Origin of the sequence: Actinoplanes aureus (assembly GCF_015704865.1) — a bacterium.
Taxonomy (GTDB): Bacteria; Actinomycetota; Actinomycetes; order Mycobacteriales; family Micromonosporaceae; genus Actinoplanes; species Actinoplanes aureus.
Genome location: NZ_JADQTO010000049.1, coordinates 1 through 13,133, shown reverse-complemented (window position 1 = coordinate 13,133; position 13,133 = coordinate 1). Strand labels below are relative to the sequence as shown.

General features: G+C 68.6%; 10 protein-coding genes, 2 rRNA genes, 1 pseudogene and 1 riboswitch. Of the genes and pseudogenes, 2 read left to right on the top strand and 11 right to left on the bottom strand.

Features of this window, described 5'->3' with window-relative positions; genetic code table 11:
• Positions 1 to 7 precede the first annotated feature (7 nt).
• The 6 genes from I4J89_RS46915 to I4J89_RS46890 form a co-directional block, all read right to left on the bottom strand.
• Entirely contained in the window at positions 8 to 610 is a 603-nt protein-coding gene (locus I4J89_RS46915; RefSeq protein WP_196420738.1) for a TetR/AcrR family transcriptional regulator, read from the bottom strand.
• A gap of 29 nt (positions 611 to 639) precedes the next feature.
• Entirely contained in the window at positions 640 to 1,551 is a 912-nt protein-coding gene (locus tag I4J89_RS46910; RefSeq protein ID WP_196420737.1) for an ABC transporter substrate-binding protein, read from the bottom strand.
• Positions 1,548 to 3,521, bottom strand: coding sequence for a putative bifunctional diguanylate cyclase/phosphodiesterase (locus I4J89_RS46905; protein ID WP_196420736.1), 1,974 nt, complete (start codon positions 3,519 to 3,521; stop codon positions 1,548 to 1,550). The genes I4J89_RS46910 and I4J89_RS46905 overlap by 4 nt, the downstream gene beginning before the upstream one ends.
• Positions 3,522 to 3,650: 129 nt before the next feature.
• Positions 3,651 to 4,424: an ATP-binding cassette domain-containing protein gene (locus tag I4J89_RS46900; protein WP_196420735.1), complete on the bottom strand. Its 774-nt coding sequence runs from the start codon at positions 4,422 to 4,424 to the stop codon at positions 3,651 to 3,653.
• Positions 4,421 to 5,434, bottom strand: coding sequence for an ABC transporter permease (locus tag I4J89_RS46895; protein WP_196420734.1), 1,014 nt, complete (start codon positions 5,432 to 5,434; stop codon positions 4,421 to 4,423). The genes I4J89_RS46900 and I4J89_RS46895 overlap by 4 nt, the downstream gene beginning before the upstream one ends.
• Before the next feature lie 3 nt (positions 5,435 to 5,437).
• On the bottom strand, positions 5,438 to 6,469 hold the full coding sequence (locus I4J89_RS46890; RefSeq protein ID WP_196420733.1) for a substrate-binding domain-containing protein: 1,032 nt from the start codon (positions 6,467 to 6,469) through the stop codon (positions 5,438 to 5,440).
• A gap of 119 nt (positions 6,470 to 6,588) precedes the next feature.
• Between I4J89_RS46890 and I4J89_RS46885 the strand changes: the two genes are divergently transcribed.
• Positions 6,589 to 7,590, top strand: a complete 1,002-nt coding sequence (locus tag I4J89_RS46885) for a LacI family DNA-binding transcriptional regulator (RefSeq protein ID WP_196420732.1) — start codon at positions 6,589 to 6,591, stop codon at positions 7,588 to 7,590.
• Between the two features lie 48 nt (positions 7,591 to 7,638).
• Here the strand turns inward: I4J89_RS46885 and I4J89_RS46880 are convergent.
• Positions 7,639 to 9,807: pseudogene (locus tag I4J89_RS46880) on the bottom strand (pectate lyase-like domain-containing protein); the annotation flags it as partial.
• A 280-nt stretch (positions 9,808 to 10,087) separates the two neighbouring features.
• On the opposite strand from I4J89_RS46880, the gene I4J89_RS46875 reads away from it, so the two are divergent.
• Positions 10,088 to 10,594: a metallophosphoesterase family protein gene (locus I4J89_RS46875; RefSeq protein ID WP_196420730.1), complete on the top strand. Its 507-nt coding sequence runs from the start codon at positions 10,088 to 10,090 to the stop codon at positions 10,592 to 10,594.
• Between the two features lie 23 nt (positions 10,595 to 10,617).
• On the opposite strand, the gene I4J89_RS46870 is transcribed toward I4J89_RS46875, so the two are convergent.
• The 4 genes from I4J89_RS46870 to I4J89_RS46855 form a co-directional block, all read right to left on the bottom strand.
• Entirely contained in the window at positions 10,618 to 12,042 is a 1,425-nt protein-coding gene (locus tag I4J89_RS46870; protein WP_196420729.1) for a glycine hydroxymethyltransferase, read from the bottom strand.
• Between the two features lie 20 nt (positions 12,043 to 12,062).
• A riboswitch (ZMP/ZTP riboswitch) is annotated at positions 12,063 to 12,153 on the bottom strand.
• 43 nt (positions 12,154 to 12,196) lie between these two features.
• Positions 12,197 to 12,676 carry an STM3941 family protein gene (locus I4J89_RS46865; RefSeq protein ID WP_196420728.1) on the bottom strand — a complete coding sequence of 160 codons (480 nt, stop codon included), beginning with the start codon at positions 12,674 to 12,676 and terminating at the stop codon, positions 12,197 to 12,199.
• A 101-nt stretch (positions 12,677 to 12,777) separates the two neighbouring features.
• Positions 12,778 to 12,894, bottom strand: a 5S ribosomal RNA gene (rrf, locus tag I4J89_RS46860).
• A gap of 111 nt (positions 12,895 to 13,005) precedes the next feature.
• Positions 13,006 to 13,133: ribosomal RNA gene (locus tag I4J89_RS46855) — 23S ribosomal RNA — on the bottom strand; the annotation flags it as partial.

Sequence of the window (13,133 nt, the reverse complement as noted above, 5' to 3'; positions counted from 1 at the left end):
CACTCCCCTAGAGTTCACCGCCGAACCGATCCAGGGCCTTCAAGGCCTGATCGGTCTGCTCAGGAGTGAGTAGCGGCTGCGCGAAGATCTCCACCGACGCCCGGATCATGCGCAGATAGCCCGGCAGCTCGCGGACGTCCTCGCCGAGCACGGCCGAGAGCTGATCGCTCATCAGGAACATGCCCATCTTCATGGCACCGAGGACCGCCGCGTACGCCCGCGGGTCGGACGTCTCCACGTGCGTGGTGGCCAGCCAGCGCTCGCCGTGCGTCACCGCCTGCGCGAACATCGCGGAGCCGCGGGCCGAGCCGTCCATCAGTGACCGCACCAGGTACTGCTGGAGCGCCATGACGTCCGGCGTGATCGGGCCGAGGGTGTGCGAGTCGGTGAACTGCATCTGCAGCTGGGTGATCCGGCCCATGGCCCACTCGTCGCAGGCGTCGCGGAGCCCTTCCTTCGACCCGAAGTGGTGCCGGAGCAGGCCGGAGGAGACGCCGGCGGCCTGCGCGATGTCCCGGATCGTGGCGCCGGCGATGCCGCGCTCGGTGAAGAGCGCGATCGCGGCGTCACGGATCCGGGCCCGGGCGGTCAGATCACTGTCGCTACTCACGCGTGTAGCTTACTACACAGGTGTATAGCTCAGGTAGTCGTCGATTTCCCGTTCACGGTGGCCTCCGGCACAGCGCTGGAGGAGAGGCCCCACCGGGCGAGCAGTTCGGCGTACGTACCGGACTCGATGAGCCGCTGCAACGCCGCCCGCAGACAGTCCCGCAGCGCGGTGTTGTCCTTGGCGACAGCGATGCCGAACAGGCCCGGCTCGTACTGCTCATCCGACGCGAGCTGGTAGAAGGCGCTGGTCCGCGAGTCACTGACCAGGTAAGCCGCCGGCGGGAAGTCGTTCAGCACCGCAGCGGCCTGACCGGTACGCACCTTCGCCAGCGCGTCGGCGTTCGTCGGCCGGCTGTCGATGGTGATCGGCCGGTCGCCGCAGCTCTTCTGCAACCCCCGCAGCATCTCCTCCTGGAAGGTCCCCTGCTCGGCCGCGACCGTCTTGCCGCAGAGCCCGTCCAGGCCGGTGATGCCCTGCGGATTTCCCCGCTGGACGACGATCGAGGTGCCGGTGCTGAGGTAGTTGACGAAGTCGGCCTCCTTCTGGCGTTCGGCCGTGTCCGTCATCGACGACAGCACACCGTCGTAGGTACCGGCGTTGACCTCGTCCAGGGCGGTGCTGAAGGAGTCGACCACCATCTCGGTCCGGATACCGAGCACCTCGCCGAGGGCGGCGGCCAGGTCCGGCTCGAAACCGATGACCGTACGACCGTCGGCGGCGAAGAACTCCATCGGCGCGTAACTGGCGTCGTTGACGAAGCGGAGCGACCCGCGGGCCCGGACCGCCTGCGGCAACTGGTCGTGCAGCGCCTGGTCGATCGTCACCGTGCCGATCGCGTCCAGGGCACCTGCCTGCGTGACCTCCTCGCCGCGGGCACAGCCACCGGCCGCCAGCATCGCGACCGCACCGACCGTCGCCGCAGTCCGCCGGAAGAACCTCATCTGCCTGCTCCTTCACTCAGTGGTGCACCGGCGATCTGCGGCCAGGGAGCCGGACGCCCGAAGAGATAGCCCTGCGCCTCGTCGCAACCCGCCGCGGCGAGCCACTCGCTGACTTCGACGGTCTCCACACCCTCGGCGGTGGCCCGGCTGCCAAGGCCGTGCGCGAGCTCGATCACCGAACGGACGATCGCCTGGCTCTGCGGGTCGCGGGCCACGTCGGCGACGAACGCCCGATCGATCTTGATCTCGGTGATCGGCAGGCCGCGCAGGTGCGACAGGCTGGTGTAGCCGGTGCCGAAGTCGTCCACCGAGATGCCGACACCCAGCTCGCCGAGTTCGGTGAGGGTGCGGGCCACGGTGCCCTTGTCGCTCGCCAGCGCCGTCTCGGTGACCTCCAGGGTCAGCCGGTGCGGCGCGGCGCCGGTCGCGGCGAGCACGTCCCGGACGTACCGCGGGAAATCGGGCACCTCGAGGTTGCGGGCCGAGACGTTGACCGAGAGCGGCCAGTCGTGGCCCTGTTCGGTCCAGGTCGTCTGATCGGCGAGGGCGCGGCGCAGCACCCACTCGGTGAGCGGGACGATCAGGCCGGAGTGCTCCGCGGCCGGGAGGAACTCACCCGGTGGCAGCAGGCCGCGGTGCGGGTGCTGCCAGCGTACGAGCGCCTCGACCCCACTGATCTCACCGGAGGCGACGGCGATCTTCGGCTGGTAGAAGAGGACCAGCTCGTCGCGTTCCAGCGCGTGCCGCAGTTCGGCCTGGACGACCAGCCACTGATGCGGATGACCGGTCTCGCCGCCCGCGTAGACGACGACGTTCGCGGTACCCCGCTTGCCCTGGTACATGGCCGAGTCGGCGCGCTGCTTCAAGTCGTGGAGATTCATGCCGTGCTCGGGGTAGAGGGCGGCCCCGAAACTCGCCTCGATGGACAGCGGCACGCCGTCGAGCACCATCTCGTCGGAGATCCGGTCGGAGAGCTGCTCCAGCAGCGCCACCGCCTCGGCACGGTCACGGCCGGGCAGCAACAGGGCGAACTCGTCACCGCCCAGCCTGGCCAGCACGTCGTTCGTACCGAGGCAGGCCCGCATCCGCGCGGAGACCTCCCGGAGCAGCTCGTCGCCGGCGTGGTGGCCGAGGGTGTCGTTGACCTCCTTGAACCGGTTGAGGTCGGCGAGGACCACGGCACCGGTGTCGCCGCCGCGGGCGGCCGCCTTGAGCTCTTGCTCGGCCCTGGCCCGGAATGCCGCCCGGTTCGGCAGGCCGGTCAGCGCGTCATGCGTGGCCTGGTACTCCTGGCGGGCCGCGTACCGGCTCAGCGACCGGGTGGTCGACCAGGCGAGCACGGCCAGGACCAGGTAGAGGGCGGCGAGGGCGCCGCCCACCCGCCACCAGGCCCGGCTCACCTGCGCGTGCGACTGTTCGGCGATCGACTGGTACGGCAGATACAGCTCAAGAACCCCGACGGACTGCCCGGACGCGCTCGCGACGAGCGGCTGGAGCACCCGGATCACCTCGGTGCGCCCGCTGATCACCGTGGCCCGGGACCCGCCCGCCGCGGCGGCCCGGAAGTCCGGGTCGGAGGTGGGCACGCCGCCGCTGGTCGAGCCGTCGTCGGAGAAGACCACCCGCCCCGTGAAGGAGCGCAGGCGCAGCTTCAGCACCGAGCCCCGGAACACGGCGTGCTCGGTGGCCGCCTGCATCCGATCGAGCTGGGCGGTGGTCAGGCCCTCGGTGACCCCCTCGCTGGGCGTGGTCTCACCGCTGTTCAGGGCGGGCGCGATCGCCATCTCGGCGATGACCGCGGCCTGCGCCAGCCCCTGTGCCCGGCCCTGCTCGGCCGCATCGTGCTGGTAGCCCTGCAACATCACCGCACCCAGCGCCATCACCGGCACCAGGCTGGCCGCGGCGTACGTCGCGAACAGGCGAGAACTGGTCCGAGCGCGCGGGCGTCGGCGAGCTCGGCGGAGTGACATGCGGGACTGATCGACGGCCGGCCCGCCGGCTTGAGGGTTCCCCGCCGCTTACTGGAAGCGGCCGCCGTTCGTAGGGCGGGTGCGGGCCGATGGCGATCCTGGGCAGGCGAGAGCGGGGATTACGCGTACCTATGCGGGGTTTTCCGGCGGCGCGGCCGCGCCGGTCATGATGGCCACCGCTTCGGACATGGAATGCGTTTTCGGGGTGATCACCGCGACCCGGCGGCCGAGGCGCTGGATGTGGATGCGGTCGGCGACCTCGAAGACGTGCGGCATGTTGTGGCTGATCAGGATGACCGGCAGGCCGCGGTCGCGGACGTCGCGGATCAGCTGGAGGACCCGGTTGCCCTCCTTGACGCCGAGCGCGGCGGTGGGCTCGTCGAGGATCACCACCTTGCTGCCGAAGGCGGCCGAGCGGGCCACCGCAACGGCCTGACGCTGTCCGCCGGAGAGCGACTCCACGGCCTGGCCGATGTTCTGCAGGGTGGCGACACCGAGCTCGCTCATGTGCCGGGCAGCCTCCGACCGCATGTGCTTGCGGTCCAGCATGCGAAAGACCGATCCCAGTACGCCGGACCGCCGTTCCTCCCGGCCGAGGAACAGGTTGTCGGCGATGTCCAGGCCGGGAGCGACCGCGAGGGTCTGGTAGACGGTCTCGATGCCGGCCTGCCGGGCGTCCATCGGGCTGCGGAAGTGGACCGGGCTGCCGTCCAGGAGGATCTCGCCGCGGTCCGGGATGAGGGCGCCGGAGAGGGCTTTGATCAGGCTGGACTTGCCGGCGCCGTTGTCGCCGATCACGGCGAGGATCTCACCGGGGTAGAGCTCCAGGTCGCTGCCGTCGATCGCGACGACCCGGCCGTAGCGCTTGGTGAGGTCTTTGGCCTGCAACACCGGAGTCGTCACGTCTTCACCTTCCTGATCCACTGGTCGAGGGAGACCGCGATGAGCACGAGCAGACCGATCGCGAAGCCCTGCCAGACCACCTCGACGCCACTGAGCTGCAGGCCGTTGCGGAAGACGCCGACGATGAGCGCCCCGATCAGGGTCCCGATCACGCCGCCGCGGCCGCCGAAGAGGCTGGTGCCGCCGAGCACCACCGCGGTGATCGAGTCGAGGTTGTACTCGGTGCCGACGTTCGGGCTGGCCGAGGCGAGCCGTCCGATGAGGATCCAGCCGGCGACCGCGTAGAGCAGACCGGCCACGGTGTAGACCGAGAAGAGCACCCGCCCGGTACGGATACCGGCCAGCCGCGCCGCCTCCACGTCGTCACCGGTGGCGTAGACGTGCTTGCCCCACGCCGTCGAGCTCAGCGCGTACGCGAAGAAGCCGAAGAGCAGCAGCATGATGATCGACCCGTAGCTGAGCCGGAACGAGCCGATCGGGATCGACTCACCGGTCCAGGTCATCAGGCCGGGCATGTCCGTGCCGCGTACCGTCTCGCTGTTGCTGACCACCGAGTTGAGCGAGAAGAAGATAGTCAGCGTGCCGAGCGTGACGATGAACGGCGGCAGCTTGATACGGGTGACGAGCGCACCGTTTATCGCGCCCATCACGGTGCCGCAGGCGAGGCCGAGCAGCAGCGCGATCGGTCCGGGCAGGCCGGCGTCGGTGCAGAAGAGCGCCATCAGGATCGACGAGAAGACCGCGATCGCGCCGGCCGACAGGTCGATGCCGGCGGTCAGGATGATCAGTGTCTGCCCGAGCGCCAGGGTGGCGATGACGGTCACCTGGAGGAGCACCAGGGAGAGGTTCGCGGCGGAGAAGAACCGGCCGTTGACTATCGAGAACGCGATGATCGCCACGAGCAGCACGGCCAGTGGCCCGAGAACCGGGTTGCCGTGCAACAGATGTTGCAGGCGCAGCCCGAACGAGTCGTGGCTCTTGACCTCGAAGTCCGCGGTGGTGGTCGCCATGTGTCAGCCCCAGCAGTTCTGCTTGCCCCACGCGGAGTCCTTCGCCTCCACGCCGGCCTGCGGGTCGTCGGTGATCAGCTGTACGCCGGTGTCCACGAAGTTCTTGCCGGCGGTGTTCTGCGGTCTGGTGCCGTCCTTCGCGTACTGCGCGATCGCGGCGACTCCCAGCTCCGCCATCCGGATCGGGAACTGCATCGAGGTGGCGCCGATGACACCGTTCGCCACGTTGTCGACGCCGGGGCAGCCACCGTCGACCGAGACGATCGTGACGTCCCGCTCCTTTCCGGCCGCTTTGATCGCCTCGTACGCCCCGGCCGCGGCCGGCTCGTTGATGGTGTACACCAGGTTGATCGACGAGTCCTTCTGCAACAGGTTCTCCATCGCGGTACGCCCACCCTCCTCGTTGCCGTCGGTGACGTCGTGTCCGGCGATCCGCGGGTCGTTCTCGTCGCCGATCCGGCCCGGGTCGCCGACATCGATGCCGAAGCCCTCCATGAAGCCCTGATCGCGCTGCACGTCGACGGAGACCTGGTTCGCGTTGAGGTCGAGCATCGCGATCTTCGCCTCGGTGCCCGCCTTGTCGAACTTCGCCTTCGCCCACTGCCCGATCAGGCGGCCGGCCTCGAAGTTGTCGGTGGCGAACGTGGCGTCCGCGGCGTCGGCCGGTTCGACCGGGGTGTCCAGCGCGATGACCAGCATGTCCGCCTCGCGCGCTCGGTCGATGGCCGGCACGATCGCCTTGGAGTCGTTCGGCGTGATGAGGAAGCCCTTGGCACCGAAGGAGATCAGGTTCTCGATCGCCAGGACCTGCGCCTCGTTGTCGCCGTCCACCTTGCCGGCGAAGGTCTGCAGTTCCACTCCCAGCTGCTCCGCGGACTTCTGGGCGCCCTGCTTCATCGTCACGAAGAACGGGTTCGTGTCGGTCTTGGTGATCAGGCCGGCGACCTCTTCGTTCCCGCCCCGGTTGCAGGCGGCGCCGGCGAGCGCCAGGAGCATGCAGCTCGCGGCGGCCAGGAGCCTGGATCGCTGACGCATGCCTCCTCCAGACATCGAGAGACAACGTTGTCTTGGAGTAGACGCCCACGTTTTGTACGTGTCAACAATTAGTTCCGAGTTAGTTGCGTTGTGTGATCATCGCTTGCGGGGTGTCCCACATGTCCGGAAAGCCGACCATGAACGACGTGGCCCGTACCGCCGGGGTGAGCCTGAAGACGGTCTCCCGGGTGGTGAACGGCGAGCCGAGCGTCACCCCCGACCTGGCCGCCCGCGTCCGCGCCGCGGTCGAGTCCCTGGACTACCGGCCGCATCTTGGTGCCAGCATGCTGCGGCGTAACGATCGGCGCACCCGGATGATCGGGGTGCTCCTGGAGGATGTCGCGAACCCGTTCTCCGGTGCCCTGCACCGGGCCATCGAGGACGCGGCCCGCGATCGCGGAGTGCACGTGCTCACCGGCAGCCTGGACGAGGACGAGCAGCGGGAGCGCGATCTGGCGCGCGCGTTCCGGCAGCGGCAGACCGACGGGTTGATCGTGGCGCCGGCCGGTTCTGATCAGTCTTACCTGAGCCGGTTCACCGGCACTCCGATCGTCTTCGTGGACCGGCCGCCGTCCGGCTTCGGCGCCGACACGGTGGTCTCGACGAACGTCGCGGGTGCCGCCGGCGCGGTCCGGCACCTCGTCGCGCACGGCCATCGCCGGATCGCCTTCCTCGGCGACTACCAGCGCAGAGCCACCGCCCGGGAACGATTCCGGGGCTACCTGCAGGCCCTCGGGCACCGGCCCGGGCCGGTGGTGCACGACGTGCGCGGCGAGGTCGCGGCGGAACGCGCCACGCTGGCGCTGCTGCGCCGCGCCGACGCACCCACCGCCCTCTTCACGGGGCAGAATCTGATCACCATCGGCGCGGTCCGGGCGTTGCAGCGGATCGGCCTGCACCAGTCGATCGCCCTGGTCGGCTTCGACGACTTCCCGCTCGCCGACCTGCTTGATCCACCGGTCACCGTGGTCGCACAGCACCCGGCCCGGATGGGTCGTGCGGCCGCCGACGCACTCTTCGAACGCATCGACGGCCACAACGGCCCGCCGCGCGAGATCAGGGTGGCGACTACCCTGATCCCGCGCGGCAGCGGGGAGATACGTATCGCGCCCGCCCGTTGACGCCGGCGGCGCGGAACCGAGCCGGTCCCACGCCGCCGGGTCGTTCACCTACGGGAAGTTGACGACGTACGAGGGAACGGTCGCCGTGCCCTGCGCCGGTGCACCCGTGTTGTTGACGACGTGGTCGATCACCCCGTTGCCGCCGAGTGAGACGGTCAGCAGGTTGTGCAGCCGCACCCCGGACTTAACCGGCACCTCGAAGCCACGATCCGCGTGGATCGACGGGTTCACGTTGAAGTAGCAGTAGCTACCCATGCCCCAGGCCTCGTGCGTGTTCACCGAGTCGGCGACCTTGTAGGCGGCGTACCCGTTGGCCCCGGTCCGCCAGGCCGCCTGCGTCGGCGGGTCGTACGGCATCTCGTTCTGGAAGAAGTAGGTCCGGCCGCCGTTGCCGTTCCAGATCACCTGGTACTTCTGGTAGTGCTCGACGAACAGCCCGTACGCCGTCACGTCGTTGCCGTTGACGATCAGACCGTGGTCACCGATTGCCGACGTCCAGCTGTAGGTGCCCGCGTTGCCGTGGTCCGCGCGCCACGCCCAGATGTGGTCGATGATCACGTTGTTGCTGTTCACCAGCAGGCTGTTGGTGGCCTTGCCGGCGATGTAGCCGCCGACCCGGAGGAACACGTCCTGCACCGACGACGGGTTGGCGGCGTGGTTCGCCGACGACCCGCCCTGACCCATCACCAGCAGGTTCGGCGACAGGGTGGTGCCCGCGTCGAAGAGGATGCCGGCGACCTTCACGCCGTCCACATCGGCCACCTGCATCGCCGTGACGCCGTTCATCGGGATGATCGTCGCGTAGCCCAGACCCAGCACGACGGTGTTCGCCCGGTTCACGTTGATGGTCTGGTCGACCTGGTAGATGCCCGGCTGGAAGATCAGGTTCAGGCCCTGAGCGAGCGCCTGGTTGATCCGCGCCGCGGAGTCGCCCGGCTTGGCGACGTAGAACTGGCTCAGCGGGATGCTGGTACCCGGCGTGTTGCCGTTCGCCCAGCTGACGCCGGAGGAGTTGGTCCGCATGCCCGGTACGAAGACCGCGTAGTCACCACCGGACTGGTACAGGTACGGCTTCTCCCGGATCACCGGCGTGGCCGGGATGTTGGTGTACGGCGGGTTCGGGTAACCGGCGCCCGACGGGGCACCCTGCACGCCGACGAACATCTGGTTCCAGACCCCGTTGGTGTTCGAGGCGATCTGGCTGTTCCGGGTGAGCCACTGCTGCTGCGAGTACTGTCCCAGCGAGCCGCTGACCCGCGAGTCGGCGATGTAACCACCGGAGGCCCAGCCGTAGCCGTTCGGCGCCAGGTTGAGGTTGCCGTGGATGTCCATCCGGCGGAACGGCGCGGCCTGCGAGACGGCCCACCGGTTGGTCCCGTTCACCGGGTAGACCGAGAGGTTCTCGGTGGAGCGCCAGAAGTTCTGGGTGGCGTTCCCCTGGAACCAGCCGGCGTCCACGGTGATGTCGCCGTTGATCCGTACGTCCTGCGGGTTCTGGCCGAGGCCGACCACCGAGGTGTAGAAACCGACCTGGATGTTGAGGTTGTTGTAGGTGCCCGGCTTGAACGCCAGGACGTAGCGGCCGGTGCCGAACTGCGCCGTCTCCTGCTGCCGGAAGATCTCGTCGGCCCGCGCCTGGATCGTGGCGCTCGGCATGCTCGGGTCGAACACCACGACGTTGGCGCCGAGGCTGCCGCCGCCCGGGATGTCGCCACCCCCACCGGTGCCGCTCTCGCCGAAGACCTTGAACTCCCACAGCGAGTAGCCGTAGGTGGTGGTGCGCTGGGTGCCGTACATGCGCACGTACCGGCCGGTGCCGTTGACCGTCAGCGACTGGTTGCCGCCGGTCGACGTGGTGGTCGAGTAGACGGTGGACCAGCTGGAGGCGTTGTCCGAGACCTGGATCTGGTACGCCCTGGCGGCCGCGGTCTCCCAGTTGAGTTCGACCCGGGTGATCGCCTGCGAGCTGCCCAGGTCGACCTGCAGCCACTGCGGGTCGGAGAACGCCGAGGACCAGCGGGTTCCGGTGTTGCCGTCGACCGCCTCGGTGGCCGAGTACGCGCCGGCGGCCTCGGTGGATGACGCGGTGGCCGGCTTGCCTTGGGACAGAAGCACCTCGGCGGCGGCTGCGCCGCTCGAGGTGATCGCGGTGAGCCCGGCCGCCAGGACGGCGACCAGGCCACCGGCGGCGGCCAGCCGCCAGGGGGAGCGTCTCATTGCTTCTCCTCGGGGAACGGGGAAGGCGCAAGGGGACGGTCTTGCGCCGATCGGGGAAGCTCGATGGAGAGCGCTCCCCCGGCGAACCGTAAGGAGGGTCAGGAATTCATGTCCATAGTTCGTAACAGTTCCGGAACCGGCCCGACTTCTTGCTCAAATCCCAGCTCAGGGCGGTCTACCTGCACGTTCACGCCTTGATAACAATGAATCCGGAACCGGTTCCGGCGCCGCGTGCAACAACGCCCACGGCGCCCAGCTATGGACAATTAGGATCGAAGGTATGCGCCTCGTACTGATCAGCGACACACACGTCCCGAAGCGCGCACGCGATCTGCCCGGCCCGCTGTGGGCGGCGATCGACGATGCCGATGTGGTCATCCACGCCGGCGACTGGGTCGATGTATCGCTGCTGGACGCCCTCACCGCCCGCTCCGCACGGCTGATCGCCTGCTACGGCAACAACGACGGGCGTGAGCTGCGCGAACGCCTACCGGAGATCGCCTACGCCGACCTCGACGGGGTTCGGCTGGCGGTGGTGCACGAGACCGGCCCGGCTGCCGGGCGGGAGCAGCGCAGCGCGGCCCGCTTCCCCGACGTGGATCTGCTGGTCTTCGGGCACTCGCACATCCCGTGGGACACCGTCGCCCCATCCGGGTTGCGTCTGCTCAATCCCGGGTCGCCGACCGACCGGCGTCGCCAGCCCTTCGCCACGTACATGACCGCTTCTGTCGACGCCGGCGCACTCACCGGCGTAACGCTGCACCGGTTGCCGCCCCGCCGCGGCTAGGCCGCGGCGGGGGCCGGCAGGGCTCAGCCCAGGTCGACGGACGGGTAGAGCGGGAACGGCGCCAGCAGCTCGGTCGCCTGCTTGCTCACCCGGTCGGCAAGCGCCGGGTCCAGGCTGAACTTCGCCTTGGAGCCCTCGGCCGGAGAGGTCGCGGCGAGCACCGTGTGGATCAGCTCGGCGATCTGGTCCATCTCCGCGGTGCCGAGGCCCCGGCTGGTCAGCGCCGGAGTACCGATCCGGATGCCGGAGGTGTACCAGGCACCGTTCGGGTCCTGCGGGATCGCGTTGCGATTGGTGACGATGCCGCTGTCCAGCAGGGCCTGCTCAGCCTGGCGGCCGGTGATGCCGAACGGGTGCACGTCGAGCAGCACCAGGTGGTTGTCGGTGCCGCCGCTGACCAGCTGCACGCCCCGCTTGGCGAGGCCCTCGGCGAGCGCCTGGCTGTTGGTGACGATCTGCTGCGCGTAGGTCGCGAACTCCGGCCGGCGGGCCTCGGCGAAGGCGATCGCCTTGGCCGCCATGACGTGCGGCAACGGACCACCCAGAACCATCGGGCAGCCGCGGTCGACCTGCGACGACAGCTCCGGCTGGCAGAACACCGCGCCACCGCGCGGGCCGCGCAGGCTCTTGTGCGTGGTGGTGGTGACGATGTGCGCGTGCGGGATCGGGTTGTAGTCGCCGGTGAACACGCCACCCGCGACCAGGCCGGCGAAGTGCGCCATGTCGACCATGAAGGTGGCGCCGACCTCGTCGGCGATCTCGCGCATCTTCGCGAAGTTCACCTTCCGGGGGTACGCCGAGTAGCCGCCGACGATGACCGCGGGCTTGAACTCGCGTGCCGTCTCCAGCAGGGCCGCGTAGTCGATCTGGCCGGTCGTCGAGTCGACGCCGTAGCTGCGCTGGTCGAACATCTTGCCGGAAATGTTGGGCCGGAAGCCGTGGGTGAGGTGACCACCGGCGTCCAGGGACATGCCCAGCAGCCGCTGGTTACCGAAGGCCTGCCGCAGCTCGGCCCACTCGGCGTCGGTCAGATCGTTGATCTGCCGCTTCTCGAACTTCTTCAGGTACGGCACCTCGACCCGGTCGGCCAGGATGGCCCAGTAGGCGACCAGGTTGGCGTCGATGCCCGAGTGCGGCTGCACATACGCGTACGGCGCGCCGAACAGCGCCTTGGCGTGCTCGACTGCGACCGACTCGACGGTGTCGACGTTCTGGCAGCCGGCGTAGAAGCGACGGCCGATGGTGCCCTCGGCGTACTTGTCGGAGAGCCAGTTACCCATGGCGAGCAGGACGGCCGGTGAGGCGTAGTTCTCGCTCGCGATCAGCTTCAGCGACTCGCGCTGGTCGGTCAGCTCCTTGGCGATCGCATCGGCGATGCGCGGCTCGACGGAGCGGACCACCTCGAGGGCGGAGCGGAAAGCGGTGGATTCGGCGTTCAGTTCGGACATGGGACCTCCCTATCACGGAGTGAAGAGGCCCAGGCGCACGGCATGTCGTCGTGTCGACGGAGCCGCTCCCCGATGGTTAGCCATCCGAACGCGCCAGTCACGGCCCGCCCGTCAGCATACCGGCGGCGCCTTTCGGCGGCACACCCAATGCGGGTCAGCCGGCAGCCTGCCAGTTCCGCAGGATCGCCTGGTACAGCTCGTCCGCCGTCGCGCGGAGGCCGGTCATGCCGATGTTCACACCGGGGAAGCCGGTCCCGCGGTTGATCCGCTGGAGCATCCGGTTGCTGCCGGACGTGTACTCCTTCTCGAACGCCTCGTCGACGGCGAGCACCACGAACCTCTGCCGCTGGATCTCCAGTCGGTCGACACCGCGGACGACGTGCCACGGAATCGTCAGCGGGGACAGCCGGATGTCGCGCACGCCGTCCTCGGAGACCTCGATGACCGGACCGCGTTGCAGGAGTTGCCGGCCGATACGGATGGCGCCGTAGCCGAAGAAGAGCGCCCCGAAGACGCCGATCACGCGCAACACCGGGCCCGACGAGGCGAACGCCATGTACGCGCTGGCGGCGACGAGGGCGAAAGCGGCCAGGAGCAGGCCGGCCGTCTTCGGTAGCGAGCGGTACACGATCATCGGGGCAGCCCTTCATCGACAGGTGTGCACCGCAAGGTAGCCGATCAAGGCCAACGCAAAAAGGCCCACCCGTTTCCGGGTGGGCCTTTCTGTCACGTTGAGTCCGGCGGCGTCCTACTCTCCCACACCCTCCCGAGTGCAGTACCATCGGCGCTGGCGGGCTTAGCTACCGGGTTCGGAATGTAACCGGGCGTTTCCCCACCGCTATGACCACCGAAACAACTGTCAGCACCACAAACAGCCAGCAACCCTTTTCCTGGTTTCCCAGGATCGGGGGTGGTTGTTCGTTTGCTGTGAATCACACAGTGGACGCAAGCATAAAGTTTAAGGTGGTTAAGCCCTCGGCCTATTAGTACCGGTCAACTCAACACGTTACCGTGCTTACATTTCCGGCCTATCAACCCAGTCGTCTAGCTGGGGGCCTTACCCACTCAAGGTGGTGGGATACCTCATCTCG

Excerpts from the sequence above, each read along its gene's own strand:
- I4J89_RS46885 (WP_196420732.1), top strand. The coding sequence starts at position 6,589 with ATGTCCGGAAAGCCGACCATGAACGACGTGGCCCGTACCGCCGGGGTG.
- I4J89_RS46865 (WP_196420728.1), bottom strand. The coding sequence starts at position 12,676 with ATGATCGTGTACCGCTCGCTACCGAAGACGGCCGGCCTGCTCCTGGCC.
- I4J89_RS46890 (WP_196420733.1), bottom strand. The coding sequence starts at position 6,469 with ATGCGTCAGCGATCCAGGCTCCTGGCCGCCGCGAGCTGCATGCTCCTG.
- I4J89_RS46905 (WP_196420736.1), bottom strand. The coding sequence starts at position 3,521 with ATGTCACTCCGCCGAGCTCGCCGACGCCCGCGCGCTCGGACCAGTTCT.
- I4J89_RS46875 (WP_196420730.1), top strand. The coding sequence starts at position 10,088 with ATGCGCCTCGTACTGATCAGCGACACACACGTCCCGAAGCGCGCACGC.
- I4J89_RS46910 (WP_196420737.1), bottom strand. The coding sequence starts at position 1,551 with ATGAGGTTCTTCCGGCGGACTGCGGCGACGGTCGGTGCGGTCGCGATG.
- I4J89_RS46895 (WP_196420734.1), bottom strand. The coding sequence starts at position 5,434 with ATGGCGACCACCACCGCGGACTTCGAGGTCAAGAGCCACGACTCGTTC.
- I4J89_RS46870 (WP_196420729.1), bottom strand. The coding sequence starts at position 12,042 with ATGTCCGAACTGAACGCCGAATCCACCGCTTTCCGCTCCGCCCTCGAG.